This is a genomic window from Janibacter terrae NBRC 107853, from assembly GCF_001591405.1.
Taxonomy (GTDB): domain Bacteria; phylum Actinomycetota; class Actinomycetes; order Actinomycetales; family Dermatophilaceae; genus Janibacter; species Janibacter terrae.
Window position 1 is genome coordinate 107,464 of sequence record NZ_BCUV01000003.1, and the last position, 25,192, is coordinate 132,655.

General features: G+C 72.2%; 27 protein-coding genes and 1 riboswitch. Of the genes, 15 read left to right on the plus strand and 12 right to left on the minus strand.

Translation table 11 applies throughout. The annotated features are described in order from the left end of the window. The first annotated feature begins 5 nt into the window (after window positions 1–5). From JT1_RS02970 to JT1_RS02990, 5 genes are all read left to right on the plus strand, one after another. Complete coding sequence (locus JT1_RS02970; RefSeq protein ID WP_068322813.1) at window positions 6–848, plus strand: hypothetical protein; 843 nt, start codon at window positions 6–8, stop codon at window positions 846–848. Continuing rightward, on the plus strand, window positions 845–1,759 hold the full coding sequence (locus JT1_RS02975; RefSeq protein ID WP_068322817.1) for an ATP-grasp domain-containing protein: 915 nt from the start codon (window positions 845–847) through the stop codon (window positions 1,757–1,759). The genes JT1_RS02970 and JT1_RS02975 overlap by 4 nt, the downstream gene beginning before the upstream one ends. Window positions 1,760–1,786: 27 nt before the next feature. After that, window positions 1,787–2,083 carry a hypothetical protein gene (locus JT1_RS02980; RefSeq protein ID WP_068322819.1) on the plus strand — a complete coding sequence of 99 codons (297 nt, stop codon included), beginning with the start codon at window positions 1,787–1,789 and terminating at the stop codon, window positions 2,081–2,083. A 124-nt stretch (window positions 2,084–2,207) separates the two neighbouring features. Further along, a complete protein-coding gene (gene rpsO / locus JT1_RS02985) occupies window positions 2,208–2,477 on the plus strand; it encodes a 30S ribosomal protein S15 (protein ID WP_068322822.1) in 270 nt (89 codons plus the stop codon). Window positions 2,478–2,653: 176 nt separating this feature from the next. Then, entirely contained in the window at window positions 2,654–5,035 is a 2,382-nt protein-coding gene (locus JT1_RS02990) for a polyribonucleotide nucleotidyltransferase (protein ID WP_068322824.1), read from the plus strand. Between the two features lie 133 nt (window positions 5,036–5,168). On the opposite strand, the gene JT1_RS18205 is transcribed toward JT1_RS02990, so the two are convergent. After that, a complete protein-coding gene (locus JT1_RS18205) occupies window positions 5,169–5,336 on the minus strand; it encodes a hypothetical protein (protein WP_169701824.1) in 168 nt (55 codons plus the stop codon). A gap of 114 nt (window positions 5,337–5,450) precedes the next feature. Here JT1_RS18205 and dapB point away from each other — a divergent pair, with 114 nt between their 5' ends. After that, complete coding sequence (dapB, locus tag JT1_RS02995) at window positions 5,451–6,191, plus strand: 4-hydroxy-tetrahydrodipicolinate reductase (protein WP_068322827.1); 741 nt, start codon at window positions 5,451–5,453, stop codon at window positions 6,189–6,191. 18 nt (window positions 6,192–6,209) lie between these two features. Here the strand turns inward: dapB and JT1_RS03000 are convergent, their stop codons facing one another. From JT1_RS03000 to JT1_RS03015, 4 genes are read right to left on the minus strand one after another with little or no spacing between them, the layout of a single operon-like run. After that, window positions 6,210–6,530 carry an AzlD domain-containing protein gene (locus JT1_RS03000; RefSeq protein WP_068322831.1) on the minus strand — a complete coding sequence of 107 codons (321 nt, stop codon included), beginning with the start codon at window positions 6,528–6,530 and terminating at the stop codon, window positions 6,210–6,212. Next, window positions 6,527–7,243 (minus strand): AzlC family ABC transporter permease, encoded by a 717-nt coding sequence (locus JT1_RS03005; protein ID WP_068322833.1) that lies wholly within the window; start codon window positions 7,241–7,243, stop codon window positions 6,527–6,529. Before JT1_RS03005 ends, JT1_RS03000 begins: the two co-directional genes overlap by 4 nt. Continuing rightward, window positions 7,240–7,794: a GNAT family N-acetyltransferase gene (locus tag JT1_RS03010; RefSeq protein ID WP_068322836.1), complete on the minus strand. Its 555-nt coding sequence runs from the start codon at window positions 7,792–7,794 to the stop codon at window positions 7,240–7,242. Before JT1_RS03010 ends, JT1_RS03005 begins: the two co-directional genes overlap by 4 nt. Then, window positions 7,794–8,516 carry an enoyl-CoA hydratase-related protein gene (locus tag JT1_RS03015; RefSeq protein ID WP_068322839.1) on the minus strand — a complete coding sequence of 241 codons (723 nt, stop codon included), beginning with the start codon at window positions 8,514–8,516 and terminating at the stop codon, window positions 7,794–7,796. The genes JT1_RS03010 and JT1_RS03015 overlap by 1 nt, the downstream gene beginning before the upstream one ends. Before the next feature lie 77 nt (window positions 8,517–8,593). On the opposite strand from JT1_RS03015, the gene JT1_RS03020 reads away from it, so the two are divergent. Next, complete coding sequence (locus JT1_RS03020; RefSeq protein ID WP_068322842.1) at window positions 8,594–9,583, plus strand: SMP-30/gluconolactonase/LRE family protein; 990 nt, start codon at window positions 8,594–8,596, stop codon at window positions 9,581–9,583. 11 nt (window positions 9,584–9,594) lie between these two features. Here JT1_RS03020 and JT1_RS03025 read toward each other — a convergent pair whose 3' ends face one another. Genes JT1_RS03025 through JT1_RS03040 form a run of 4 tightly spaced genes read right to left on the minus strand, consistent with a single transcriptional unit; the run spans window position 9,595 to window position 12,818 of the window. After that, entirely contained in the window at window positions 9,595–10,356 is a 762-nt protein-coding gene (locus JT1_RS03025; RefSeq protein ID WP_068322845.1) for a hypothetical protein, read from the minus strand. Then, entirely contained in the window at window positions 10,353–10,982 is a 630-nt protein-coding gene (locus tag JT1_RS03030) for a SatD family protein (RefSeq protein WP_068322848.1), read from the minus strand. The genes JT1_RS03025 and JT1_RS03030 overlap by 4 nt, the downstream gene beginning before the upstream one ends. A 37-nt stretch (window positions 10,983–11,019) precedes the next feature. Continuing rightward, window positions 11,020–12,012, minus strand: coding sequence for a dihydrofolate reductase (locus JT1_RS03035; protein ID WP_068322850.1), 993 nt, complete (start codon window positions 12,010–12,012; stop codon window positions 11,020–11,022). Continuing rightward, on the minus strand, window positions 12,009–12,818 hold the full coding sequence (locus JT1_RS03040; RefSeq protein ID WP_068322852.1) for a thymidylate synthase: 810 nt from the start codon (window positions 12,816–12,818) through the stop codon (window positions 12,009–12,011). The genes JT1_RS03035 and JT1_RS03040 overlap by 4 nt, the downstream gene beginning before the upstream one ends. A 43-nt stretch (window positions 12,819–12,861) precedes the next feature. Here JT1_RS03040 and dapA point away from each other — a divergent pair, with 43 nt between their 5' ends. Continuing rightward, window positions 12,862–13,755, plus strand: coding sequence for a 4-hydroxy-tetrahydrodipicolinate synthase (gene dapA, locus JT1_RS03045; protein ID WP_068322855.1), 894 nt, complete (start codon window positions 12,862–12,864; stop codon window positions 13,753–13,755). After that, window positions 13,752–15,437, plus strand: coding sequence for a ribonuclease J (locus JT1_RS03050; protein WP_068322858.1), 1,686 nt, complete (start codon window positions 13,752–13,754; stop codon window positions 15,435–15,437). The genes dapA and JT1_RS03050 overlap by 4 nt, the downstream gene beginning before the upstream one ends. A 147-nt stretch (window positions 15,438–15,584) precedes the next feature. On the opposite strand, the gene JT1_RS03055 is transcribed toward JT1_RS03050, so the two are convergent. Both JT1_RS03055 and JT1_RS03060 read right to left on the minus strand, forming a co-directional pair. Then, on the minus strand, window positions 15,585–16,802 hold the full coding sequence (locus JT1_RS03055; protein ID WP_068322861.1) for an aminotransferase class V-fold PLP-dependent enzyme: 1,218 nt from the start codon (window positions 16,800–16,802) through the stop codon (window positions 15,585–15,587). 42 nt (window positions 16,803–16,844) lie between these two features. Then, a riboswitch (SAM riboswitch) is annotated at window positions 16,845–16,960 on the minus strand. Window positions 16,961–17,033: 73 nt separating this feature from the next. After that, window positions 17,034–17,678, minus strand: a complete 645-nt coding sequence (locus JT1_RS03060) for a prepilin peptidase (RefSeq protein ID WP_068322864.1) — start codon at window positions 17,676–17,678, stop codon at window positions 17,034–17,036. A 111-nt stretch (window positions 17,679–17,789) separates the two neighbouring features. Here JT1_RS03060 and JT1_RS03065 point away from each other — a divergent pair, with 111 nt between their 5' ends. The 6 genes from JT1_RS03065 (at window position 17,790) to JT1_RS03090 (ending at window position 24,317) form a co-directional block, all read left to right on the plus strand. Continuing rightward, entirely contained in the window at window positions 17,790–20,606 is a 2,817-nt protein-coding gene (locus JT1_RS03065; RefSeq protein WP_082807433.1) for a DNA translocase FtsK, read from the plus strand. Between the two features lie 67 nt (window positions 20,607–20,673). Beyond that, a complete protein-coding gene (locus JT1_RS03070; protein WP_068322867.1) occupies window positions 20,674–21,378 on the plus strand; it encodes an ion channel in 705 nt (234 codons plus the stop codon). Window positions 21,379–21,419: 41 nt separating this feature from the next. Then, window positions 21,420–22,823, plus strand: coding sequence for a 30S ribosomal protein S12 methylthiotransferase RimO (rimO, locus tag JT1_RS03075; protein ID WP_068322870.1), 1,404 nt, complete (start codon window positions 21,420–21,422; stop codon window positions 22,821–22,823). Window positions 22,824–22,864: 41 nt separating this feature from the next. After that, window positions 22,865–23,485, plus strand: coding sequence for a CDP-diacylglycerol--glycerol-3-phosphate 3-phosphatidyltransferase (gene pgsA, locus JT1_RS03080; RefSeq protein ID WP_068323445.1), 621 nt, complete (start codon window positions 22,865–22,867; stop codon window positions 23,483–23,485). Continuing rightward, the gene (locus tag JT1_RS03085) at window positions 23,472–23,957 is read left to right on the plus strand and encodes a CinA family protein (RefSeq protein WP_068322872.1); all 486 of its coding nucleotides are present in this window, start codon (window positions 23,472–23,474) and stop codon (window positions 23,955–23,957) included. Before pgsA ends, JT1_RS03085 begins: the two co-directional genes overlap by 14 nt. Window positions 23,958–24,017: 60 nt before the next feature. Then, window positions 24,018–24,317 (plus strand): helix-turn-helix domain-containing protein, encoded by a 300-nt coding sequence (locus JT1_RS03090; protein WP_068322875.1) that lies wholly within the window; start codon window positions 24,018–24,020, stop codon window positions 24,315–24,317. An 11-nt stretch (window positions 24,318–24,328) separates the two neighbouring features. Here the strand turns inward: JT1_RS03090 and JT1_RS03095 are convergent, their stop codons facing one another. Beyond that, window positions 24,329–25,192, minus strand: coding sequence for an Fpg/Nei family DNA glycosylase (locus JT1_RS03095; RefSeq protein WP_068322878.1), 864 nt, complete (start codon window positions 25,190–25,192; stop codon window positions 24,329–24,331).

The window sequence follows — 25,192 nt, forward strand, 5'->3', positions numbered from 1 at the left end:
CCGCGATGGTCCCGTCGATCCTGATCATCGCCCCACCCCGGGACGTCACCGCGATGGCCGTGGCCGCCGTGCTGCGCCGCCGGGGGGTGGAGAGGGTCGAGCTCGCCGACGACCTGCACCTCGCGCGGGCGAGCACGACCCACACCCCGGCGTCGGGCCCGTGCGCGAGCGACCTCGAGCCCGAGCCGCCCGGGTACGACGTCATCTGGTGTCGCGCGGTCACCTTCCGGGCCCGCCCCTTCGCCCGGTCGGCCGACGCGGAGTACGCGGCGGCGGAGATGCACGCCGCCGGGCTGTCCTGGTTGTGGAGCCGTCGTGAGGTCGTCGTCAACCGGCCGAGCCCGGGGGCCCTGTGCGGCACGGCGCCGGACCTCCTGCGGCTGGCGCCCGCCTGTGCCGCGGTCGGGCTGGCGACCCCGGACCTCCTCCTCGCCGCCGACGCGGCCCGGGTCCCCGGGGAACGCTGGCCGGGCGGGCAGCGCCGCCCCTGGGTCGAAGGGGGGATCCCGCGCCACGTGGACGCCCCCGGCCGCGGGCCAGGGCGGCCGGTGCTCGCCGAGCCGATGGTCGGCAGCTCCGAGATCCCGCCCGGGCGCCGGCAGGTCCTCGTCTGCGGGGACGTCGTCGACGCGCCAGCCGGCCTGGTCGGTCCCCTTCGCGCCCTCGTGCGCTCCCTCGACCTCGAGGTCGCGAGCGTGCTGCTGTCGGTGCCCGGGCCGCGCCCCGGGGGGCCGGAGGTCCTCGGGGTGGACCCGGTGCCCGCGACGACGGCACCGGCCGGTCTGCAGATGCTGGCCCGACACCTCGAGGGGCGCGCCGCGGAGCACGCGGGCAGGCGCGTCGCATGATCATCGTCGTCGGCAGCCCCAGCGAGCCACCCGTGAGCCTCCTGCTCGACCGGGCCTCCCGGGAGGGGATGGAGGTGCTCCTGCTCGCCGAGGAGGAGGCGCACGCCTGGCAGCTCGAGGTCGAGGTGCGCGGCGGGGTCGTCGGTGCCTGGTGCGGTCGGCACGGCGCGCGCGTGGACCTCTCGCGCGCCACCGGCCTCTACCTCCGGCTCAGCGGGCCGGACGTCGCCGGTCTGGTCCCCGACCCCCTTCGCGACCGTCGGCAGGAGGCGGCCCTCGCGGCGATGACCGCGTGGGCGGATGTCGCTCCGCTGCGTGTCGCCAACCGCCCGCGTGCGATGTCGAGCAACACCTCGAAGCCGTACCAGGCTGCGCTGATCCGCGCGCTGGGGTTCGACGTGCCGGAGACGCTGGTCACGAGCGACCCGGAGGAGGCGCGGCGCTTCCTGCGACGACACGGGCGGGTGGTCTACAAGTCGGTGAGCGGCGTGCGGTCCGTCGTGCACGAGCTGGCGGGGGAGCGCCTGGACGACCTCGAGCGGGTCCGGCACCTGCCGACCCAGTTCCAGCGGCTGCTCACCGGGACCAACGTGCGGGTGCACGTCGTCGGTGACACCGTGCATGCCTGTGCCGTCGACTCGGAGACGCTCGACTACCGCTACCCGGAGGGGGGCGGGGGGACCGCGATGACGCCCGTGGAGCTGCCCGACGACCTGGCGCGACGCTGCGTGCGGCTCGCCGAGGAGCTCGAGCTGCCCTTCGCGGGGGTCGACCTGCTGCACGACGAGGACGGGAGGTGGTGGTGCTTCGAGGTCAACCCGTCGCCCGCGTACAGCTGCTTCGAGGAGCCGACCGGGATGCCCATCGCGCACTCGCTCGCGACATGGTTGGCTGGACGCGACGCGGCCTGAGACCGCGGCCCGGAGCAAGGAGTCGAGATGGTGCAGGCGATGGAGAACCGCTCGCTCGTGTGGTGCGCCCCGGGCTCGCGTCCCGAGGAGGGGCCCGCGCCGGGGTGGTGCACCGTGCCCGTGAGCGTCGAGCGCACCGAGCCGGTCGGGGAGGTGGCCCACCTCATGACCGACGCCGCGGGCGACGAGTACACCGCGCTCGTCCCCCCGGAGCTCGTCGAGAGGCTGTCGGGCGAGCCGTCCTGGGTGGTCGAGGTCGAGGTGACCGGCCCCCGCCGCATCACGGTCCGCTCCGTCGCGGACGAGGGGCCCCCCGCGGATTAGGGGGCGTGGGCGACGCACTGGTAATCTGCACGGGTTGCCGTTAGATCGGCCGCGGATCCAAGAGCCCCGGTGAACCAGCCCGGGCGCGCCGCGCAACAACCCAGGAATGGAGCAGTGTCACCGCATGCCGCTGACCGCTGAAGTCAAGAAGCAGATCATGACCGAGTACGCCACCGTCGAAGGTGACACCGGTTCCCCCGAGGTCCAGGTCGCGATGCTCACGCAGCGCATCAAGGACCTCACCGAGCACTCGCGCGAGCACAAGCACGACCACCACAGCCGTCGTGGTCTGCTGCTCCTCGTGGGCAAGCGTCGCCGCCTCCTGCGTTACCTGGAGAGCACCGACATCGAGCGCTACCGTGCGCTGATCAAGCGCCTCGGCCTGCGCCGATAAGTATGTCGTGGAGAGCGGTTCCCGAGACTGGGGGCCGCTTCTTCGCGTATCCGGGGACAGTGTGAACCCCGGAGGAACCACAACTGAAGATGCGACAACTGAAGACCGTCACCACCGAAGACATGACCGGGGCACAACGACGATGCACCCGGTAGCAGAGAGAAAAGGAGGACCCGATGGAGGGTCCTGAGATCCAGTTCGCCGAGGCCACGATCGACAACGGCCAGTTCGGCACCCGCACGGTCCGGTTCGAGACCGGGCGCCTCGCCAAGCAGGCCGGCGGTGCCGTCGTCGCCTACCTCGACGGCGAGACCATGCTCCTGTCGACCACGACGGCCGGCAAGACCCCGAAGGACCACTTCGACTTCTTCCCCCTGACGGTGGACGTCGAGGAGCGCATGTACGCCGCGGGTCGCATCCCGGGCAGCTTCTTCCGCCGTGAGGGTCGTCCCGGCACGGACGCCATCCTCACCTGCCGTCTGATCGACCGCCCGCTGCGCCCCACCTTCAAGAAGGGTCTGCGCAACGAGGTCCAGGTCGTCATCTCCGTCCTGTCCGTCCACCCGGACCACCAGTACGACGTGCTCGCGATCAACGCGGCATCCGCGTCCACCCAGATCTCCGGTCTGCCCTTCTCGGGCCCGATCGGTGCGGTGCGCGTCTCGCTCATCGACGGCCAGTGGGTCGCCTTCCCGAACTTCAGCGACATCGAGCGCTCGACCTTCGACATGGTCGTCGCCGGCCGCATCGCGGGTGACGACGTCGCGATCATGATGGTCGAGGCCGAGTCCACCGAGTCCACGTGGAACCTCGTGAAGAACGAGGGCAAGACCGCCCCGACCGAGGAGGTCGTGGCCGAGGGCCTCGAGGCCTCCAAGCAGTTCATCAAGGTCCTGTGCGACGCCCAGGCCGACCTCGCTGCCAAGGCCGCGAAGCCGGTCGAGGACTTCCCGATCTTCCTCGACTACCAGGACGACGCCTACGCCGCCGTCGAGGCTGCGACCTCCGCGGACCTCGCGACCGCGCTGACGATCGCCGGCAAGGTCGAGCGCGAGGACCGGCTCGACGAGATCAAGGACGCCATGAAGGCCTCCCTCGCGGGCACCGAGGAGGCTCCCGGCGAGTTCTTCGGTCGGGACAAGGAGCTGTCCGCCGCCTACCGCTCCGTGCAGAAGGCGCAGGTCCGCCAGCGCATCCTGCGCGACAAGGTCCGCATCGACGGCCGTGGCCTCGCCGACATCCGCGCCCTCGGCGCGGAGGTCGAGGTGCTGCCGCGCGTCCACGGCTCGGCGCTCTTCGAGCGCGGCGAGACCCAGATCATGGGTGTCACCACGCTCAACATGCTCAAGATGGAGCAGCAGATCGACTCACTGAGCCCGGTCACCAAGAAGCGCTACATGCACAACTACAACTTCCCGCCCTACTCGACCGGTGAGACCGGCCGGGTCGGCAGCCCGAAGCGCCGCGAGATCGGCCACGGAGCGCTCGCCGAGCGTGCGCTCATGCCGGTGCTGCCGCCCCGCGAGGAGTTCCCCTACGCGATCCGTCAGGTCTCCGAGGCGCTGAGCTCCAACGGCTCGACCTCGATGGGCTCCGTCTGCGCCTCCACCCTGTCGCTGCTCAACGCCGGTGTGCCGCTGCGCGCGCCGGTCGCCGGCATCGCCATGGGCCTGGTCTCCGACGAGGTCGACGGCCAGACGCAGTACGCGGCGCTGACCGACATCCTCGGCGCCGAGGACGCCTTCGGCGACATGGACTTCAAGGTCGCCGGTACCCGTGAGTTCGTCACGGCCATCCAGCTCGACACCAAGCTCGACGGCATCCCCGCCTCCGTGCTCGGTGGCGCGCTCACCCAGGCCCGCGACGCGCGTCTGCACATCCTCGACGTCATGAACGAGGCCATCGACACCCCGGACGAGATGGCGCCGACCGCGCCGCGCATCATCACCGTCCAGGTCCCCGTCGACAAGATCGGTGAGGTCATCGGCCCGAAGGGCAAGATGATCAACCAGATCCAGGACGACACCGGCGCCGACATCAGCATCGAGGACGACGGCACCGTCTTCATCGGTGCGGTCGACGGCCCGTCCGCGGACGCCGCGCGCAACGCGATCAACGCGATCGCCAACCCGCAGATGCCCGAGGTCGGTGAGCGCTTCCTCGGCACCGTCGTCAAGACGACGACCTTCGGTGCCTTCGTCTCGCTCCTGCCGGGCAAGGACGGCCTGCTGCACATCTCCGAGGTGCGCAAGCTCGTCGGCGGCAAGCGGATCGACGCGGTCGAGGACATCCTCGGCATCGGCCAGAAGGTCCAGGTCGAGCTCAAGGAGATCGACCCGCGCGGCAAGCTCAGCCTCGCCGCCGTCCTCACCCCCGAGCAGGAGGCCGAGATGGCCTCCGGCGGTGACGACGAGGGTGGTCGTGGCGGTCGCCGTGAGGGTGGTCGCGACGGCGGTCGCCGTCGTCGCCGCCGCGGTGACGACGAGGCCAGCGAGTCGGGCCCCGCGTCCGTGTCCGGGTCAGGCTCCGACGAGTCCGGTGCCGCTCAGGACGACTGACCCCAGGGTCCCTGAAGGGGGCCGGCTCTCCCACGGGAGGGTCGGCCCCCTTCGTCGTGCGTGGGGACAAGAGGAAGCCCCGCGACCAGCGACGTGGTGGCGGGGCTTCCTGGCTGGGGGAGCGGTGGCTCGTTCAGGCAGCGTGACGTGCGGTGCGACGGGTCTCGTCGAGCCAGCGCATCTCCATGCGGGTCTCGCCGTCCTCTCCGCGCACGGCGACCCAGGTGCAGGTCAGCCTCGGGGTGGGGCGAGTGGTCTCGGCCTTCTTCGGATCGGCCTGCTCGAGATGGGTAACGGTCATGACGGACACCTCCTGTTCACTTTGTGTTCATGTCGGACCATAGCACCGACATGAACAGAAGGTGAACAACCCGCCGGTGGCGTCGCGTGCGGATCCCCTTCGTAGGCTGTGCCCATGACGACGAAGGTGGCAGTGATCGGCGCCGCGGGGCGCATGGGTGCGACGGCGTGCGAGGCGGTCGAGGGGGCGGACGACCTCGAGCTCGTCGCCCGCTTCGACGACGGGGACGACCTGGGTGACCTCGGCGGCGCCGACGTCGCCATCGACTTCACCGTCCTGTCCGCGAGCGAGCGCAATGTCCGCCACTGCGTCGAGCGCGGCGTCCACGTCGTCGTCGGGACCTCCGGGTGGACCGACGAGCGCGCCGCCGCCCTGCGGACCGAGGTCGAGGCGAAGGGGGGAGTGGGCGTGCTCATCGCCCCCAACTTCGCGATCGGTGCCGTCCTGATGATGCAGTTCGCCAAGCAGGCCGCGCGCTTCTACGAGTCCGTCGAGGTCGTCGAGCTGCACCACCCGCGCAAGGTCGACGCCCCGAGCGGCACCGCCACCCGTACCGCCGAGCTCATCGCGCAGGCGCGCACCGAGGCGGGGCTCGGCGAGGTCCCGGATGCGACGACGGAGGACCCGGACGGCGCCCGCGGTGCGCGCGTCGAGGGCGTCCCGGTGCATGCGGTCCGCCTGCGCGGCCTCGTCGCCCACCAAGAGGTCCTCCTCGGCAACGAGGGCGAGATGCTGACGATCCGCCACGACTCCTTCGACCGGGTCTCCTTCATGCCCGGTGTCCTCACCGGTGTGCGTGAGGTCGCGAAGCACCCCGGCGTCACGGTCGGCCTGGAGCACGTCCTGGGCCTGTGAGACCCGGGGTCGGGTCCGTCAGCCCCAGCCGAGTGCGCGCAGGCCTGCGGCCAGGGCGGCCGCGCCGAAGATGACGACGACGAAGTTCGCCCGCAGCCACATCAGCACGACGGCCAGCGCGACGGCGGCCAGCCGGGCGTCGAGGACGATCCCGTCGCCACCGCCGACGCTCTGGGTGACGAGCAGCCCGGCGAGCAGCGCGACCGGCAGCAGGCCGATGATCCGCGAGCGCCTCGGTCCGTCGACGAGGGACTCCGGCACCAGGTAGCCGGCGTACTTCGCCGCGAAGCCGAGCGCGCACGCGGCGAGGACGGTGACCCACAGGGCGGTCGTGCTCACAGCAGGTCCCCCTCGGGCTGCTCGATGTCGCGCGCCGTGCTCGGCGTGCGGTCGAGGAGGCCCACGACGACGGCGGCGATCGCGGCGAGCAGGACCGGTACGCCGGCAGGCGTGGGCACGAGCATGACGAGGGCGATCGCGGCGGCGAGCGCCGCGGTCACCCGACCGGTGCGGTCCTGCAGCCGGGGCCAGATGAGGGCGACGAAGGCCGCTGCCGCCGCCGCGTCGAGACCCCACACCCGGGGGTCGCCGAGGGCGTTGCCGAGGAGCGCGCCGAGCAGCGTCGAGAGGTTCCAGAAGACGAAGACCCCGGTGCCGCCGGCCCAGAACCCGGCCCGGCGCCCCTCGGGTGTGCTCTGTGCCAGCGAGATCGCCGTCGACTCGTCGATCGTCAGCTGCGCGGCGGTGACCCGGCGCCACCCGGTCAGTCGCAGGATCCGGGCGAGCTGCAGGCCGTAGAGGCCGTTGCGGATCCCGAGCAGGGTCGAGGTCGCGACGGCCGTCACGGGGTTGCCGCCGGAGCCGATGATCCCGACGAGGGCGAACTGCGAGCCCCCGGTGAAGAGCAGCAGCGACAACGCCATCGTCTGCCACAGGTCGAGCCCGGCAGCGATCGACAGGGCGCCGAAGCTGATGCCGTACGTCCCGCTCGCGATGCCGATCGAGAGCCCCTGCTTGCGGGCCTTGGCGACCTCACGCACGGCTTCGCTCACGAGGGCGAAGGGGGGGCCGCCACCGCCGCGGTGAGGCGCACCTCGCGTGCGGTGGCACCGTCGGGGGAGACGACCCGGTCGCGGTAGGCGCCGTCCGGCTCGAGCCCGGAGCCGGTGAGGAAGGCGCGCAGCCCCTCGTGCTCGACGAGGCACCAGGCGGCGACGTGCTCGGCGCCCGCCTCGCGCAGGATGTCGACAGCGGCGTTGACGAGTCGCGACCCGTGGCCCTGCCGGCGGTGCATGGGGTGCACGCCGAGGGCCGTGACCTCACCGGTCGCCTGCCCGGCGTCGGGGTCCTGGCTCGGACCGATCGCGACGAAGCCGACGACCTGCTCGCCGGCGCAGGCGACGAGGAGGCGGTGCACCCCCTGGGGCGGCGTGCGCAGGGAGTCGCGCCAGGCGGTGGCGAAGGACTGGGGGTCGAAGGCGGCGTGCACCTGCGGCGGCACGATGCCGTCGTAGGCCTCCTGCCACACGAGCGCCTGGGTCTGCCCGACGGCAGGTGCGTCGTTGACCGTGGCGCTGCGGACGCTGGCGTCGGCGGTGGTCATCAGCGGCCGACGAACGTGGGGGTGCGGCGCTCGCCGAAGGCACGCTGGCCCTCGACGAGGTCCTCGCTCGCCCAGGCGCGGGCGAAGGCGGCGGAGTAGTCGCCGTCGGGGCCGGGGGCGGTGCCCATCCCGAGCTTGGACCCGGCCTGCGACAGGGGTGCGAGCGGCACGGCGGAGCGGGCGAGGTCGACCGCGGTGTCGAGGCCGCCGCGGACCTGGGCGAAGCCGAGCCGCCACGCGTCGTCCTCGGTGAGGACGGCGGCGGTGAGCACCATGTGGCGGGCGGCGCCCTCGCCCCAGCAGCGCGCGACCCGGTCGAGCGTCCACTTGTCCACCATGAGGCCGAGCTTGGCGACCGGCACGGCGAAGCGGGCCGGGGTGTCGACGACGCGCAGGTCGCAGGCGACGGCCAGCTGCATGCCCAGGCCCATGCACGAGCCGGAGATCGCGGCGACGGTCGTGATCGGGACGCCGGCGAGGTGCTGGAGGACCTCGGCGAGCCGCTCGGTGAAGGACACGTCCTCGAGCTCGGTGAGATCGGCGCCCGCGCAGAAGTGCCCCTCGGCACCGGCGAGCACGAGCGCGCGACAACCGGACCCGACGGCTGCGACGACTGCTGCGTGCAGCTCCTCGAGCGTCGTCAGGTCGAGGGCGTTGCGGCGATGGGTGCGGTCGATCGTCAGGACCGTGACGGCATCGGTGGTCTCGCTGGTGATGGGCACGTCGCCAGCATACGAAGCGGCGAAGGGAGGGCACGCTGGCCCTCCCTTCCTCCGCCCGTCGTCCCTAGGGTGGGGTCATGGACCACCACGAGCCCACGACCGTCGAGATCACCACGGTGCCGGTGCCCGGCGCCGGAGCCGAGGACGTCCTCCTCGGGCCGGACGGGCGGGTGTGGACGGGCACCGCCGACGGGGCGGTGATCGTCATCACCCCGGACGGCCGTCGCAGCGAGCGGGTCGTCGAGACCGGCGGCCGACCGCTCGGACTGGAGTGGCTGCCGGACGGCCGCCTCCTCGTGTGCGACGCACGCCGCGGCCTGCTCGCCGTCGACGTCGACGGCGACCTGGGGATCGACGAGCTCGTGACGCACGTCGACGGGACGCGTCTGGCCTTCACCAACAACGCGGCGGTCGCCGCGGACGGCACGGTCTGGTTCAGCGACTCCTCGCGTCGGTGGGGCATCGACGAGTGGAAGTCCGACCTCGTCGACCACACCCGCAGCGGTCGCCTGCTGCGCCGCGACGTCGACGGCAGCGTCGAGACCGTCCTCGACGGGCTGGCCTTCGCCAACGGCGTCGCGCTGCTCGCGGACGAGAGCGCCGTCCTCGTCGCCGAGTGCGCGCTCGGGCGGATCCGTCGGGTCGGGCTGGACGCTGGCCGGCCGGCGGCGGGTCACGTCGTGGGGGACGAAGGGAGTGCCGCCGCGCCTCCCGCGGAGCAGGTCTTCGTCGACGGGCTGCCGGGGTATCCCGACAACATCTCCCGTGGCTCCGACGGCCTCGTCTGGTCGGCGATCGCCTCCCCGCCGGACCCGGTCCTCGGCCTGCTCCAGCGCGGCCCGCAGCGGGTGCGCGACCTGGCGCTGCGGCTGCCGGACGCGCTCAAGCCGAGCCCGCGCCGCACCGTCCGGGTCACGGCCCACGACGACTCCGGCGTGCTCGTGCACGACCTGTCGGCGGACGCCACCGACTGGCACATGGCCACCGGCGTGCGGGAGCAGGACGGCCGCGTCTGGCTGGGCAGTCTCGTCGAGCCGGCGCTCGCGTGGATCGACGTGCCGGGCTGACGCGCCGGTCGTCAGGAGGCGAGCACGAGGGCGGTCATCGCGACCAGCCAGCTGACGAAGCTGCCGACGAGGAAGTACTCCGTCACCTTGTCGATCCCGAGGGCTCCGGGCGAGGTGTCGTCGTCGGCGTGCGAGCGCAGCTCGGGCCAGCGGATGAGGCCCTTGGCGGCGATGACCAGCCCGGCCGCGGTCAGCTCGCCGGCGAGGCCGAGGCCGAGGATGAAGAGCCGCTCGAGCGGGCCGAGCAGCCGCCCGCCGCGCAGCTCGCCGTCGCTGCGTCCCGGGAGCGGTCGGGCCGGCAGGGCGCCCGTGGTGACGAGCACGAGGCGCACCAGGCGGTTGCCCGTGGCGAGCTGGACGAGGGCCAGGCCGGCGAGCAGGAGCGCCCGGTCGGGATCGGGCTGCCAGGGCAGGTGGCTCCACGCGAGCCAGTCGGCGAACCACCCGCCGACCGGCGGCGCCCACCCCGACCCGAGGAGCTGCGCGAGCACGGCGAGGGCGAAGACCGCGAGGGCCCGGGCGTGACCGCTCCCGCGGTCGGCCCGCTCCGCGCAGACGAGCCAGGCGACGAGGCCCACGACGGCCAGGGCGGTGAGGACGACCCCGCCCCAGGTCGTGAGCAGGCCGGCGGCGGCCGCGACGACGACGAGGACGAGCAGGCCGGCGGCCGGGACGCCACGCGTCTCGCGGCCGGCGTCGGAGGGTTGGGGGCCGAGGCTGCGCAGCAGGTCAGCGGCGCCGACGGCGACGAGCAGGGCGGCGAGCACGCTCACGGGAGGACCTCCAGGTCGGCGTCGAGGCGGATGAGCTGGTCGAGGGCGTCGACGTGGACGCGCTTGCTGACGGCAGCCGCGGAGATGTCCTCGTCGGCCGCGAGCTGGCGCTGGGTGCGCCCGGCGAGCAGCCCGCGCAGCAGGCGGACCGAGCGGTCGTCGAGCGCGGCGAGGAGCAGGTCTCGGTGGCGCACGGCGGCGTCGATGGCCAGGCCCGTGGGGGAGTCCTCGCACCAGCGCGTGCGCACGACCCGGCCGTCGGCGCGGGTACGCTCCTCGTCGTCCTTGGCGCGGGTGATCGCCTCGCGCGCCAGCCACCAGCCGGGACCGTCCTGGACGGCGCCGTCGTCGCTGAGTGCGGTCACCTCGCCGAACCCGAGGCCGTAGCGGGTGTCGACGGCGGGCAGGAGCGCCAGGCGCAGCACCAGGGCCGCGTGGACCGCCTCGCCGCGGCGCGTCCAGGCACCTTGGAACTCGTCGCCGACGGTGATCCGCAGCGGCTGGACGGGCGAGGTCGTCGTGTTGACGGTCTCGAGGGCGGTCTCGAGGGCGTCGTGCAGGGCGTGACGGTCGGGGGTGGTCCGGGATCCGACGACGTCTCCGATGAGGGTGGCCACGGTGCTCATGTCAACACCATAGGTGAATCCATCGCCAAATCAACCCCTAAGGTTGATCTGAACGGGAAACAACCTCTGCGGTTGATAGGGGGTTCCGTTCGTAGGTCACGAAGTCGAAGCCCTCTCGCGCCTCGCGCCGCGCCTCGTGCCACGCCGTGGGGTCGACCTCGGGGAAGAAGACCTCGGCGTCGGGCGCGGCGTCGATCTCGGTCAGCTCCAGCCGCGAGGCCAGGGCGATGGTCTGGCGGTAGATCTCGCCGCCCCCGACGACGAAGACCTCTCCGGGGCCGCCCGCGACGAGGGCCTCGGCGAGCGAGTGGACGACGACGGCGCCGGGGGCCGACCAGGCGGGGTCGGAGGTGACGACGATCGTCGTGCGCCCGGGCAGCGCGCGCCCGATGGAGTCCCAGGTGCGCCGGCCCATGATCATCACCCCGCCCATGGTCAGGGCCTTGAAGTGCGCGAGGTCCTCGGGCAGGTGCCACGGCATGCCGCCGTCGACGCCGATGGCACGGTTGGCGCCGAGCGCGGCGACGAGGACGAGCCGTTGGTCGTGGCCCAGCTCGACGAAGGGGGGCAGCCCCCCGTCACGCAGCCCCTCCAGCACGACCCGCTCGTGCGGCACGACCCGCGCCGGCAGCCCGGCCAGGGGCCACCACCGCAGGTCCGCCGCCTTGTCCGGCTCCCGCAACGTCGGCTCGCCGACCCAGTCGGTGACGTGGAAGAAGAAGTCGGCGCGCTGCTCGAGACGTCCCGCCAGCGTCGAGCGCTGCACGGTGGTGAGCGGCGACGCCGTGACGACCCGCACGCCGAGCTCCTCGTCGACCTCGCGGGCGAGCGCCTCGCTGGGCGGTGCGACGTCCTCGACGTGGCCGGCGGCGCCGCACGCCCACCAGCCGTCCATGAAGCCGGTGCCCCGGCGCAGCTGCAGCAGCACCTCGGTGCCGGAGGCGCCCTCGCGGGTCATCACCGCGTACGAGGCGGCGACGAGCGGCACGCGGCCACGCAGGTCCTCGGGGACGGGGCGGGGCCGGCTCATACGGCGATCGGTGCCTTGATGCTCGGGGCGGCCTCGTAGCCGACGAGGGTGAAGTCCTCGATCTCGTAGGCGTCGATCGAGTCGCGGTGGGCGATCTCCATCCTCGGCAGCGGGCCGGGGGAGCGGGTCAGCTGCAGGTCGGCCTGCTCGAGGTGGTTGAGGTAGAGGTGCGCGTCACCGAGGGTGTGCACGAACTCACCCGGCTCCATGTCGACCTGCTGGGCGACCATCATCGTCAGCAGCGCGTACGAGGCGATGTTGAACGGGACACCGAGGAAGACGTCGGCGCTGCGCTGGTAGAGCTGGCAGGACAAGGTGGGCCTGCCCCCTTCGCTCGCCGGCGTGACGTAGAACTGGAACATCGTGTGGCAGGGCGGCAGCGCCATGTCCCCGACCTCGGTGACGTTCCACGCGGACACGATGTGCCGCCGGCTGTCGGGGTTGGTGCGCAGGCCCTCGATGACCCCGGCGATCTGGTCGATGCTCGAGCCGTCGGGTGCGGGCCACGAGCGCCACTGGTGCCCGTAGACGGGACCGAGGTCGCCCTGCTCGTCGGCCCACTCGTCCCAGATGCTGATGCCGCGCTCCTGCAGCCAGCGCACGTTGGTGTCGCCCCGCAGGAACCACAGCAGCTCGCCGATGATCGAGCGCAGGTGCAGCTTCTTGGTCGTGAGCACCGGGAAGCCCGCGGCCAGGTCGAAGCGCATCTGGTGGCCGAAGACGCTGCGGGTCCCCGTGCCGGTGCGGTCGGACTTGTCGACCCCGTGGTCGCGGACGTGCTCGAGGAGGTCGAGGTACTGGCGCATGGCGCCACGATAGACGTCCCCACCGACGGCTACCCTGAGACGCATGACGACTTCCCCCTTCGGCCGGGTGATCACCGCGATGGTGACCCCGATGACCCCAGACGGCGCGGTGGACACGAAGGGTGTCACCGACCTCGTCGAGCACCTCGTCGCCACCGGACACGACGGTGTCGTCGTCAACGGCACGACCGGCGAGTCGCCGACCCTCAGCTCCGCCGAGAGCATCGCGATGGTCGAGACCGTCAAGGAGGCCGCCGGTGACCGGTTGGCCGTGACCGCCGGTGTCGGCTCCAACAACACGGCGCACGCCATCGAGATGTCGCAGGCCGCGACCCGCGCCGGCGCCGACGCCCTGCTGGTCGTCTCGCCGTACTACAACAAGCCGACGCAGGCGGGCCTGCTCTCCCACACCCGCGCGATCGCCGACGCGGCGCAGCTGCCGATCATGCTGTACGACATCCCGGGGCGCACCGCGACCCCCTTCGCCGTGGACACGCTCATCGCGCTCGCCGACCACGAGCGGATCCTTGCCGTCAAGGACGCCAAGGGCGACCTCTGGGCCTCCTCCGAGGTCATGGCCGCGACCGACCTGCTGTGGTTCTCCGGTGCCGACGAGGTCAACCTCGCGCACCTCGCCCAGGGCGCCCACGGCGTCGTCTCCGTCGTCGGCCACGTCGCCGGGCGCGAGTACCGGGCGATGGTCGAGGCCGTCGACGCCGGTGACCTCGCCGCCGCCCGCGCGATCCACCACCGCCTCATCCCCGTGACCAACGCGATCATGTCCACCTCGCAGGGCGCGATCATGGCCAAGGCCGCCCTCGTCGAGCTCGGCGTCATCGAGCACGCGAGCGTGCGCCTGCCCTACGTCGAGGGGCCGGACGAGCACCTCGACATCCTGCGCAAGGGTCTGGCCGCCTCCGGGATCGGGGCAGCATGAGCCACCCGCACCCCGACCTGCTGCTGCCGCCCGCCCTCGCCCCGGGCGCGCTGCGCATCATCCCGCTCGGCGGCCTCGGTGAGGTCGGACGCAACATGGCGGTCATCGAGCACGAGGGCCAGCTGCTCGTCATCGACTGCGGCGTCCTCTTCCCCGAGGACCACCAGCCGGGCGTCGACCTGATCCTCCCGGACTTCGAGTACATCCTCGACCGGCTCGACGACGTGCAGGCCATCGTCCTCACGCACGGCCACGAGGACCACATCGGCGCCGTGCCCTACCTGCTCAAGCACAAGCCCGACATCCCGCTCGTCGGCTCGACGCTCACGCTGGCCCTTGTCGAGGCCAAGCTCAAGGAGCACCGGATCAAGCCTTGGACCCTCGGGGTCAAGGAGGGCGGGCGCGAGTCCTTCGGCGTCTTCGACTGCGAGTTCATCGCCGTCAACCACTCGATCCCCGACGCGCTCGCGGTCTTCGTGCGCACCGGGGGAGGCACGGTCCTGCACACCGGTGACTTCAAGATGGACCAGCTGCCGCTGGACCGTCGCCTCACGGACCTGCGGGCCTTCGCCCGCGTCGGTGAGGAGGGCGTCGACCTCTTCATGACCGACTCGACCAACGCCGAGGTGCCGGGCTTCACCACGCCCGAGCGCGAGATCGGTCCCGCGATCGACACCGTCTTCCACAAGGCGCAGCGCCGGATCATCGTCGCCTGCTTCTCCAGCCACGTGCACCGCGTCCAGCAGGTGCTCGACGCCGCCGAGCGCAACGGCCGCAAGGTCGCGATGGTCGGTCGCTCGATGGTGCGCAACATGGGCATCGCTGCGGACCTGGGGTACCTGCACGTGCCCGACCGCGTGCTCGTCGACGTCAAGAAGCTCGACAACTACCCGGACAACGAGGTCGTGCTGATCTGCACGGGCAGCCAGGGCGAGCCGATGGCGGCCCTGTCGCGCATGGCCAACCGCGACCACCGCATCGACGTGGGCGACGGGGACACCGTGCTGCTCGCCTCGAGCCTCATCCCCGGCAACGAGAACGCCGTGTACCGCGTCATCAACGGCCTCATGCGCCTGGGTGCCGACGTCGTGCACAAGGGCAACGCCAAGGTGCACGTGTCCGGTCACGCGAGCGCCGGCGAGCTGCTCTACTGCTACAACATCGTCAAGCCGCGCAATGTCATGCCGGTCCACGGCGAGTGGCGCCACCTCGTGGCCAACGCCGAGCTGGCGATCCAGACCGGGGTCGACCCCGACCACGTCGTGCTCGCCGAGGACGGTGTCGTCATCGACCTCGTCGACGGCCGCGCCCGCATCGCCGGCGCCGTGCCCTGCGGGTACGTCTACGTCGACGGCTCGAGCGTCGGCGGCACCACCGAGGAGCTGCTCAAGGACCGCCGCATCCTGCGCGACGAGGGGTTCATCTCGGTCATGGTCGTCGTCGACTCCTCGACCGGCAAGGTCATCGCCGGCCCCGAGATCACCGCCCGCGGCTTCGCCGAGGACGACGAGATCTTCACCCAGGTCAAGCCCAAGATCATCGCCGCGCTCGACGAGGCGACCAGGAAGGGCACGACCGACACCCACCAGCTGCAGCAGGTCGTGCGCCGTGCCGTCGGTGGCTGGGTCGGCGGCAAGATCCGTCGCCGCCCGATGATCATCCCGGTGGTCGTGGAGGCCTAGGAGACGGTGCCCCGGGCGTCCCAGGATTCTCGGGTGACCCGATAAACCTCGCCTTCGCAAGAGTTTGAGACTCTTGCGAAGGCGAGGTTTCTCTTGCTGAGCGAAGGGGGACTGCCGGGTCCCCCCTTCGACCTCACCCGAGGAGGGTCAGAGGGCGCGAAGGGCGCCGAGGAGCCGGTCGATGTGGGCCGGGGTGGTGCCGAGGCCCGCGCTGATCCGCACCGCGGTGTCCTGCTCGTGCTCGAAGAGCAGGTCGTCGACGAGCAGGTGCGCGCAGAACTTGCCGTCGCGCACACCGATGCCGTGGTCGTCGCCGAGGATGCGCGCGACCTCGCTGCTGTCGTGGCCGTCGACCGTGATCGCCGCGACGGGGGCGCCCTCTCCACCGCCGAAGAGCGTGTGGACGCGCACACCCTCGATCCCGGCCAGACCGCTCAGCAGTCGGATGCGCAGGGCCTGCTCGTGGTCGATGATCGGCCGCTCGCGCTCGGCGATGATCTCGCAGGCCCTCGCCAGGGCGATCGCGCCGAGGACGTTGGGGGAGCCGGCCTCGTGCCGGGCCGGACCGCAGGTCCACTCGGTCGTGTCGAGACCGACGCGGGCGGTGGCGCCGCCACCGGCGAGGTAGGGGTCGGCGGCGTCGAGCCAGTCGCTGCGGCCGACGAGCACCCCGGCGCCGAAGGGGGCGTAGATCTTGTGGCCGGAGAAGGCGACCCAGTCGATCCCGAGGGCAGCGATGTCGACCCGACGGTGCGGCGCGACCTGGGCGGCGTCGAGGGCGAAGCGGGCGTCGTGCTCGCGGGCGACCGCGGCCAGGCGCTCGATCGGCCAGTGCTCGCCCGTGACGTTGGACGCGCCCGTGGCGACGACGAGGCGGTGCTCGGCGGGGTGGTTGCGCAGGGCCTGCTCGAGGAGCTCGACGGCCTCGTCGCGGCTGTGCGGCACGGGCAGCCGCAGTGCGTCGCCCCACGGGAGGAGCGCCGCGTGGTGCTCGGAGGCGAAGACGAAGACCTTCGTGCCCGCCGGCAGCGCCCGGGCCAGCAGGTTGAAGGAGTCGGTCGTGTTGCGGGTGAAGACGACCTGGTCGTCCTCACGCGCCCCCACGAAGTCGGCGACGCTCTCGCGAGCCTGCTCGTAGCGCGAGCTGGTCACCCGGGAGGCGAAGCCGGCACCGCGGTGAACGGACGAGTAGGTCACCGCGGCGGTGGCGACCTCCTGCGCGACGGCCTCGAAGGCCGGGGTCGTCGCCCCGTGGTCGAGGTGCGCGTACTCGACGGTCGAGCCGTCGCGGTCGCGGTAGGTCAGGCACTCGGAGACGAGGCGGGGGAGGTCGGTCGAGGTCTGCTGCACGTGGGACACGGTCATGGGGATGCTCCTGGTCCGTCAGGGACCCGGGTGTCGACCACGAGTCCGCGCTTGCCGGGCGACAATGGCATCGCCGGCCAGGTCGTCACCCGGAGCACCCCACCGCGGAGGAGGGTTGCCGACCAGCTAGCCGGGGCTTGTCGCTGGTACTCGTGACCTTGCGGATAACTATATCGGACACCGGTGGGTCCGTGTCGAGAGGAGGCGAGGCGCGTCTCGCCACCTGGGACGTCAGCCGAGGGCGACGGCGATGACCGCTCCGGCGACGAGGTAGGGGCCGAAGGCGAGGTGCGTCCCCCGGTCGGCCCGGCGCGCGAGCAGCAGTGCGAGAGCGGCGAGTCCACCGATGACGAAGCCCACCCAGACCCCCACGACGAGGTGCGTCCAGCCGAGCCAGGCGAGCGTCGGCGCGATCGAGACCATGAGCTTGGCGTCGCCCATCCCGATCGAGCGGCCGAAGAGGAGGAAGGCGAGCGCGAGCGTCCCGCCCCCGACGAGCAGGGCCGCGAGCCCGGCCCGCTGCAACGCCTCCCACTCGCCGGTCGCGGCGGAGGCGAGGGTGAGCAGCACGGCCTGCACGGGGACCAGGGGCAGGGTGATCGCGTTGGGCAGGCGGTGGACGTCGGCGTCCACCGCGGCGAGGACGAGGCCGGCGAGGGCCAGCGAGAGCGGTGCCGCGAGCACCGGCCACGGCAGGTCGGAGAGCCCGCGGGCGATCGCCCACCCGACGGAGGGGGCGACCGGCAGGACCCACAGGTGTCGGGGGAGGGGACCCCCTTCGTCCTCCCGCCGGTACGTCCCGGTGCGCAGCCAGAGGTACCCGACCACGCCGCCGACGAGCGCCAGGAGGGCGACGATGAGGGTGCGTGCGTCCACGGCGGCGACGCTACTCGGCGGGTGCCGGGGCCGCTCCCCGATCTCCACAGGTTGCCGTTGTTGCGCGTGTGACGCGTGTGTCGGGCGGGGCTTTCGCCTAACCTGCGGAACATGGCCACTCGTCCGTCGACCTCCTCGCGCAGCACCAAGGGCGCCTCGTCGCGCCCCAAGGGCAGCACCCGTCCGTCGGGTCGCACGTCCGCTGCGAAGGGGAAGACCGCCGCCCCGCGCAAGAAGGCCGCGTCCGGCGGTGGTCTCCCGCTGCCGCTGGTCGCGGTCCACAGGACGTGGGTGGGCGTCGCCCACGCCACCGGCGCCGGCGTGCGCCGGATCGGCACGAGTGCCGGCGAGATCGAGCCCGAGCACCGGCGCGACGGGTGGGGCTTCCTGGCCCTCGCGCTGGCCCTGGTCGTCGCGGTCCGCGAGTGGTGGGGCCTGTCGGGCGCCTTCGGTGACGTCGTGCACGCGGTCTTCGCGGGCACCTTCGGCCGGGTGGCGTACGCGCTGCCGATCGTCCTGCTGCTCCTCGGGGTCCGCCTGCTGCGCTCGGCCGGCGAGTCCGCGGCCGACGCTCGCCTGGGCTTCGGCACGGCGGGGCTGCTCTTCGCCGTCTCCGGCCTGACGCACGTCTCCAAGGACATCCCGCAGCCGCCGGACGGCGCCGGGCCCATGCGGGACGCGGGCGGCATCGTCGGCTTCCTCGCCGCGGACCCCCTGACCACGGCGGTCACGGAGTGGCCGGCCATCGTCCTGCTGGTCCTCCTCGGCCTCTTCAGCCTCCTCCTGCTCACCGGCACCCCCCTGCACGAGGTGCCGCAGCGCCTGGCCTACGTCCGGGCCGCCTTCACCGGGGAGGTCCCCTCGCACGTCACCAGCGCCGACGTCGCGGCGAAGGGGGACGCTCCCCAGGCCGCGGTCGCGCGGGCCCGGCGTCGGCGCACCTTCGACGACGACGAGAACCTGGGCGAGCGCGACGGCGACACCGCCTTCGACCAGGCCGCGGTGGTCCAGCCCGCGGGGAAGGGACGCAAGCGCAAGGGCGCCGCCGCGCCCGTCGACGCGGTCGACGAGCCGGCCGCGGATGCCGCGGCCACCGACGGTCCCCGCCCGGGGGAGAAGCGGCCGACCAAGAACCCGGTCGTCGCGCCGATCAGGAGTGCGGACAAGCCGGCCCTGGAGCCGCCGCCCACGACCCAGCTGCCGCAGCGGGTCGAGCAGCTGGCCCTGGCCGGCGACGTCACCTACACGCTCCCTGACAGCCAGCACCTCAAGCCCGGCGCACCCCACAAGGAGCGCTCGGCGGCCAACGACAAGGTCGTCGAGTCCCTGACGAGCGTCCTCGACGAGTTCGGCATCGACGCGCAGGTCACCGGGTTCCACCGCGGCCCGACCGTCACCCGGTACGTCGTCGAGCTCGGCCCGGGCGTGAAGGTCGAGCGGGTCACCGCGCTGTCGAAGAACATCGCGTACGCGGTCGCCTCGGCCGACGTGCGCATCCTCAGCCCCATCCCGGGCAAGTCCGCCATCGGCATCGAGATCCCCAATGCCGACAAGGAGATGGTCTGCCTCGGCGACGTGCTGCGGTCCGACGTCGCCCGCAACAACGAGCACCCGATGGTCATGGGCGTCGGCAAGGACGTGGAGGGCGGCTACGTCATCGCCAACCTCGCGAAGATGCCGCACCTCCTCGTCGCCGGCGCCACCGGCTCCGGCAAGAGCTCCTTCGTCAACTCGATGATCACCTCGATCCTCATGCGGGCCACGCCCGACGAGGTGCGGATGGTGCTCGTCGACCCCAAGCGCGTGGAGCTGACGGCCTACGAGGGCATCCCGCACCTCATCACGCCGATCATCACCAACGCCAAGAAGGCGGCGGAGGCCCTGCAGTGGGTCGTGCGCGAGATGGACATGCGCTACGACGACCTCGCGACCTTCGGCTACAAGCACCTCGACGACTACAACAAGGCCGTCAGGGCCGGCAAGGTCGAGCCGATCCCCGGCAGCGAGCGGGTCATCCAGCCCTACCCCTACCTGCTGGTCATCGTCGACGAGCTCGCCGACCTGATGATGGTCGCCCCGCGAGACGTCGAGGACTCGATCGTGCGCATCACCCAGCTCGCGCGCGCGGCCGGCATCCACCTCGTGCTCGCGACCCAGCGACCCTCGGTCGACGTCGTCACCGGCCTCATCAAGGCCAACGTCCCCTCACGGATGGCCTTCGCCACCTCGTCGCTCGCCGACTCGCGCGTCGTGCTCGACCAGCCGGGCGCGGAGAAGCTGCTCGGCCAGGGTGACGCGCTCTTCCTGCCGATGGGCAAGTCCAAGCCGATGCGTGTCCAGGGCGCCTGGGTCACCGAGTCGGAGATCGAGGCCGTCGTCAGCCACGTGACCGGTCAGCTCAAGCCGACCTACCGCGAGGACGTCGCCCCCGAGACGCCCAAGAAGCAGATCGACGAGGACATCGGCGACGACCTCGACGTGCTGCTCCAGGCGACCGAGCTCGTCGTCACGAGCCAGTTCGGCTCGACCTCCATGCTCCAGCGCAAGCTGCGCGTCGGCTTCGCCAAGGCCGGTCGCCTCATGGACCTGCTCGAGTCGCGCGGCGTCGTCGGTCCGTCCGAGGGCTCCAAGGCCCGCGACGTGCTCATCACGCCCGAGGACCTGCCGACCACCCTCGCCCTGATGCGCGGCGAGGAGCCGCCGGCGTCCACCGGGGACGAGGGCGACCCCCACGACGACGAGGACGAGGCCGTCGTCGTCACCGAGGCCGAGGCCGCCGCCGGGGACACCGCGGTCATCGACGTGCGCGAGGGATCACCGGCTGCGCCGCACAACCGCTACCTGACGGACCCCATCGGTACCGAGGTCGTCGAGGAGTGGACCGAGGACGACGACGAGGACGCCTGGTCCCTCACCGACCGTCACTGACCGGCCGGCGCAGGAGCGGGGGCAGGATCAGCGGGCCGTCGGCGACGGGCGAGTCTAGGGTTGCCGCATGACGAAGGCCTGGTACGAGCTCGACAGCCGACCGACGGGTGCCCGGTACTGGGCCGCAGTGGTGCGCAAGCAGCCATCCGCTGTCCTCGTCGCGATCCAGCTGTTCGCGATCATCCTGCTGCCGTGGGTCGAGTCCGAACCCTGGGGACGCGTGGTCATCACGTCGTTGTCGCTGTTCGCGGTGACCTTCGGCATCTGGGTCGTGCGCTCCACCCCGGCCCTGACGTGGCTCGCACTGCTGATCGGCTTTCCCGCCTTCGTCCTCGAGGTCTGGTCCGTCCTCGAACCTGCCGACCACGTCGTCGGCTTCACCGCGCACGCGCTCCTGGCGGTCTTCTACTTCTATGTCGCCTACGGCCTCGTCTCGTACATGTTCGCCGACACCTGGGTGACCAAGGACGAGCTCTTCGCCGTCGGGGCGGCCTTCACCGTGCTGCTCTTCGGCTTCGCCTACCTCTTCGTCGCAATCCAGACTCTGGCGCCCGGCTCCTTCACCGGTCACACCGGCGAGGGCCGCAAGACCTTCCTCGAGCTGCTCTACTTCTCCGGAGCCAACCTCACCAGTGTCGGGCTCTCGGATGTGGGCGCAGTCAAACCGCACGCCAGAGCGGCAGTGATCATCGAGCAGCTGAGCGGCGTGCTCTACGTCGCGATGGTCATCTCGCGTCTGGTCGCCCTCACCGTGATGCGGGCCCGCAGCTGACGGTGTCCGTCGCCCTGCACCGAGCACCTAGAGTGGGGGGCATGTCCGTCCCCACCCGTAGCGTCGCCCTCGTCACCCTGGGGTGTACCCGTAACGACGTGGACTCCGAGGAGCTCGCCGGGCGCCTGTCGGCGGAGGGCTGGACCCTCGTCGACGACGCGGCCGAGGCCGACGTCGCCGTCGTCAACACGTGCGGGTTCATCGAGCAGGCCAAGAAGGACTCGATCGACGCGATCCTCGAGGCGAACGACCTGCGTGAGCACGGACGCACGCAGAAGGTCGTGGCGGTCGGCTGCCTCGCCGAGCGCTACGGCAAGGAGCTGGCGGACGAGCTGCCCGAGGCCGACGCGGTCCTCGGCTTCGACTCGTATGCCGACATGTCCAGCCACCTGCGAGCGGTCCTCGACGGGCACGCCCCCGAGGCCCATACCCCGGGCGACCGCCGCAGGCTGCTGCCGATCTCCCCGGTCGAGCGGGACGCGAGCGAGCTCTCCGTGCCGGGTCACGGCGCTGGTGACCTCCCGCGCGCCCGTCTCGACGACAAGCCGTGGGCGCCGCTGAAGATCGCCTCTGGCTGCGACCGGCGCTGCGCCTTCTGCGCCATCCCGGCCTTCCGCGGCGCCTTCGTCTCGCGCCGCCCGAGCGACGTCGTGGCCGAAGGGAGGTGGCTCGCCACCCAGGGCGTGCGTGAGCTCTTCCTCGTGAGCGAGAACTCCACGTCCTACGGCAAGGACCTCGGCGACCTCGACCTCCTCGAGCAGGTCCTGCCCGAGCTGACCACGATCGAGGGCATCGAGCGCGTCCGGGTGTCCTACCTGCAGCCCGCCGAGATCCGCCCCGGCCTGCTGCGGGCGATGGCGAGCACCGAGGGTGTGGTGCCGTGGTACGACATCTCCTTCCAGCACGCCTCCGGTCCGCTGCTGCGGCGGATGCGCCGCTTCGGTGACACCGACTCCTTCCTCGGCCTCATCGAGGGCATCCGTGAGCGCCAGCCCGAGGCCGGCATCCGCTCCAACGTCATCGTCGGGTTCCCCGGGGAGACCGAGGAGGACGTCGCCGAGCTCGAGCGCTTCCTCGTCGGGGCGCGGCTCGACGTGGTCGGGGTCTTCGGGTACTCCGACGAGGACGGCACCGAGGGCGAGCTGCTCACAGACAAGATCGACCCCGATGTCATCGCCACGCGGGTCGACCGCCTCACCCGGCTCGTGGAGGAGCTCACCGCGCAGCGTGCCGAGGAGCGCATCGGCCAGGTCGTCGAGGTGCTCGTCGAGGACGTCGACGAGGAGAGCGGTGAGGTGAGCGGCCGCGCCGCGCACCAGGGCCCCGACGTCGACGGCGTCACGCTGCTGACCGGTGCGCTCGAGGGTGTCGAGATCGGCGCCTTCGTCGCTGCCGAGGTGGTCGGCACCGAGGGCATCGACCTCGTCGCGGAGGTCCTGGCGTGAGCCAGGACCATCCCACCCCGGAGGCACCGGAGGGCATCTCGATGCCGATCCCGGAGCCGAGCCCGTGGAACTTCCCCAATGCGCTGACCGTCCTGCGGATCCTGCTCGTCCCCGTCTTCGTCTGGCTCGTGCTGCGTGACGGCGGCGAGGACCCGGCGACGCGCTGGTGGGCCTGGGGCGTCTTCGCCGTCGCGATCATCACCGACCGCATCGACGGTGACCTGGCCCGGGCCAAGGGGCTGGTGACGACCTTCGGCAAGGTCGCCGACCCGATCGCCGACAAGGCACTGACGGGCGCCGGCCTCATCACGCTGTCGATGATCGGCGAGATCCCCTGGTGGATCACGGTCGTCATCATCGCCCGCGAGCTCGGCATCACGCTCCTGCGCTTCTGGGTCATCCGGCACGGGGTCATGCCGGCCAGCCGTGGCGGCAAGGTCAAGACCTTCCTCCAGGCACTGGCCATCGGGCTCTTCGTCATCCCGCTGAGCAGCCTGCCCGTCGAGTGGCTGTGGCGGGGGATCGCCTGGCTCATCCTCGTCGCCGCGCTCGTCGTGACGATCGCGACTGCGATCGACTACGTCATGAAGGCCCTGACCCTGCGGACCACGAGCGATCGCGCCCGGATGAAGCGCGCCCGTCGGGCCAGTGGCGGCCGCTGACGGCTCGCCGGCGGGTGCCGCCGGGCTGCTGGCCTCCCTTCGCGCCGTCGGGTGGTCCCTCGGCACCGCCGAGTCCCTGACGGGTGGTCGGCTCGCGGCGACGATCGTCGACGTCCCCGGGGCCTCCGCGGTCTTCCGCGGATCCGTCGTCGCCTACGACCCAGCGGTCAAGATCGAGGTCCTCGGCGTCGACCCCGAGCTGGTCGCCCGGGTCGGGACGGTCGACGAGGAGGTCGCGACGCAGATGGCGAAGGGGGCCGCCCGCGTCCTCGGCGTCGACGTCGCCATCGCGACGACCGGGGTCGCCGGCCCCGGGCCGAGCGAGGGACATCCCGCCGGGACGGTCTGGCTGGCGTGCCTGACCCCCGACGGATTACGGACGCGACGCCTGGCGTTGACGGGGGACCGGGACGCCGTGCGGTCCGGGGCGGTGGAGGCGGCACTGGACCTCGCTGTGCGGGACTCACCCTGACCGTTGTCGGGGTGGCGGGGTACGGTTGGAACCAGTAGATGCGAGTAGGAGGTGAGCGCGATGGTGCTGCTGCGTGAGGAGCTCGGGGACGTGCTGCGCGATGCGCGCCGTGCCCAGGGCCGGACCCTGCGCGACATCTCCGCCAAGGCCTCCGTCTCCCTCGGCTACCTCAGCGAGATCGAGCGCGGGGAGAAGGAGGCGAGCTCGGAGCTGCTCGCCTCGATCTGCACCGCCCTCGAGATGCCGATGTCGCTTGTCTTCACCGAGATCGCCCAGCGGGCCGACCGCGCCGAGCGCGCCTCGGCTCCGGTGACCCTGCCGGTCGCCAACCGGTCCGAGGACGTCGTCTCCGCGGCCTGATCGGCTCGGCCTCAGGGCCGTGGCCGTCGGCGGGAGCCGAGCGGCCCCTGCGGTCGGCCGTCGTCCGTCGGCCCCACCCCTCCCTGGCACCCCGGGCAGGAGAAGAAGACCCGGTCCGGCCCCTGGCGCCCGAGAGGGGCGACCCGCACGGTCTGGCCGCAGCGTCGACAGGGGCGACCCGACCGTCCGTGCACCCACGCCCGCTGGTCGGCGCGCAGGATGCCGGTGGCCGACTGGACCGCGTGCTCCCGGCCGCGCAGCATGAGCTCGTGCAGGCGGGCGAGCAGGGCGGTGACCTCGTCGTCGCCCAGGTCCGCTGCCGGACGCCACGGGTGCAGCCGCTGGACGAAGAGCCCCTCGCTCGCCCAGAAGGTCCCCACGCCGGCGAGGACGCGCTGGTCGAGCAGCGCCGCGGCGACCGAGACCTGCTCCGGCTGCTCGCTGATCCGTCGGGCGACCAGGTCGGGGTCCCAGTCGTCCCCGAGGATGTCGGGTCCGAGGTGCCCGACGAGCCGGTGCTCCTCGTCACGCCGCACGACGTCGAGCTCACCGAGCCGCAGCCCGAGCGTCGTCCAGTCGTCGTTGCCGATGGCCGCGCGCAGGTCAGGGCGGCGAAGGGAGCGCCTCGCCGCCTCGGACCCCGCCGCCTCGACCCGCCAGGATCCCTCCATCCGCAGGTGCGTGTGCAGGGTCCAGCCCGAGTCGAAGCGGTGGAGCAGGTGCTTGCCCCGGGGCACGACCTCGTCGACGACCGCCCCGCGCAAGGGCGCCTCGTCGACCTCACCCCACCGGATGTCGACGAGCAGCGCGCGCCGGCCCGCGAGGGCAGCGTGCAGCCGCTGTGCCGTCCGCCAGACGGTGTCGCCCTCGGGCAC

What these genes read in the sequence shown, in the direction of transcription:
- JT1_RS02970 (WP_068322813.1), top strand. Translation starts at nt 6, where the DNA reads ATGGTCCCGTCGATCCTGATCATCGCCCCACCCCGGGACGTCACCGCG.
- JT1_RS02975 (WP_068322817.1), top strand. Translation starts at nt 845, where the DNA reads ATGATCATCGTCGTCGGCAGCCCCAGCGAGCCACCCGTGAGCCTCCTG.
- JT1_RS02980 (WP_068322819.1), top strand. Translation starts at nt 1,787, where the DNA reads ATGGTGCAGGCGATGGAGAACCGCTCGCTCGTGTGGTGCGCCCCGGGC.
- rpsO (WP_068322822.1), top strand. Translation starts at nt 2,208, where the DNA reads ATGCCGCTGACCGCTGAAGTCAAGAAGCAGATCATGACCGAGTACGCC.
- JT1_RS02990 (WP_068322824.1), top strand. Translation starts at nt 2,654, where the DNA reads ATGGAGGGTCCTGAGATCCAGTTCGCCGAGGCCACGATCGACAACGGC.
- JT1_RS18205 (WP_169701824.1), bottom strand. Translation starts at nt 5,336, where the DNA reads ATGACCGTTACCCATCTCGAGCAGGCCGATCCGAAGAAGGCCGAGACC.
- dapB (WP_068322827.1), top strand. Translation starts at nt 5,451, where the DNA reads ATGACGACGAAGGTGGCAGTGATCGGCGCCGCGGGGCGCATGGGTGCG.
- JT1_RS03010 (WP_068322836.1), bottom strand. Translation starts at nt 7,794, where the DNA reads ATGACCACCGCCGACGCCAGCGTCCGCAGCGCCACGGTCAACGACGCA.
- JT1_RS03020 (WP_068322842.1), top strand. Translation starts at nt 8,594, where the DNA reads ATGGACCACCACGAGCCCACGACCGTCGAGATCACCACGGTGCCGGTG.
- JT1_RS03030 (WP_068322848.1), bottom strand. Translation starts at nt 10,982, where the DNA reads ATGAGCACCGTGGCCACCCTCATCGGAGACGTCGTCGGATCCCGGACC.
- JT1_RS03035 (WP_068322850.1), bottom strand. Translation starts at nt 12,012, where the DNA reads ATGAGCCGGCCCCGCCCCGTCCCCGAGGACCTGCGTGGCCGCGTGCCG.
- JT1_RS03040 (WP_068322852.1), bottom strand. Translation starts at nt 12,818, where the DNA reads ATGCGCCAGTACCTCGACCTCCTCGAGCACGTCCGCGACCACGGGGTC.
- dapA (WP_068322855.1), top strand. Translation starts at nt 12,862, where the DNA reads ATGACGACTTCCCCCTTCGGCCGGGTGATCACCGCGATGGTGACCCCG.
- JT1_RS03050 (WP_068322858.1), top strand. Translation starts at nt 13,752, where the DNA reads ATGAGCCACCCGCACCCCGACCTGCTGCTGCCGCCCGCCCTCGCCCCG.
- JT1_RS03055 (WP_068322861.1), bottom strand. Translation starts at nt 16,802, where the DNA reads ATGACCGTGTCCCACGTGCAGCAGACCTCGACCGACCTCCCCCGCCTC.
- JT1_RS03065 (WP_082807433.1), top strand. Translation starts at nt 17,790, where the DNA reads ATGGCCACTCGTCCGTCGACCTCCTCGCGCAGCACCAAGGGCGCCTCG.
- JT1_RS03070 (WP_068322867.1), top strand. Translation starts at nt 20,674, where the DNA reads ATGACGAAGGCCTGGTACGAGCTCGACAGCCGACCGACGGGTGCCCGG.
- rimO (WP_068322870.1), top strand. Translation starts at nt 21,420, where the DNA reads ATGTCCGTCCCCACCCGTAGCGTCGCCCTCGTCACCCTGGGGTGTACC.
- pgsA (WP_068323445.1), top strand. Translation starts at nt 22,865, where the DNA reads ATGCCGATCCCGGAGCCGAGCCCGTGGAACTTCCCCAATGCGCTGACC.
- JT1_RS03090 (WP_068322875.1), top strand. Translation starts at nt 24,018, where the DNA reads ATGGTGCTGCTGCGTGAGGAGCTCGGGGACGTGCTGCGCGATGCGCGC.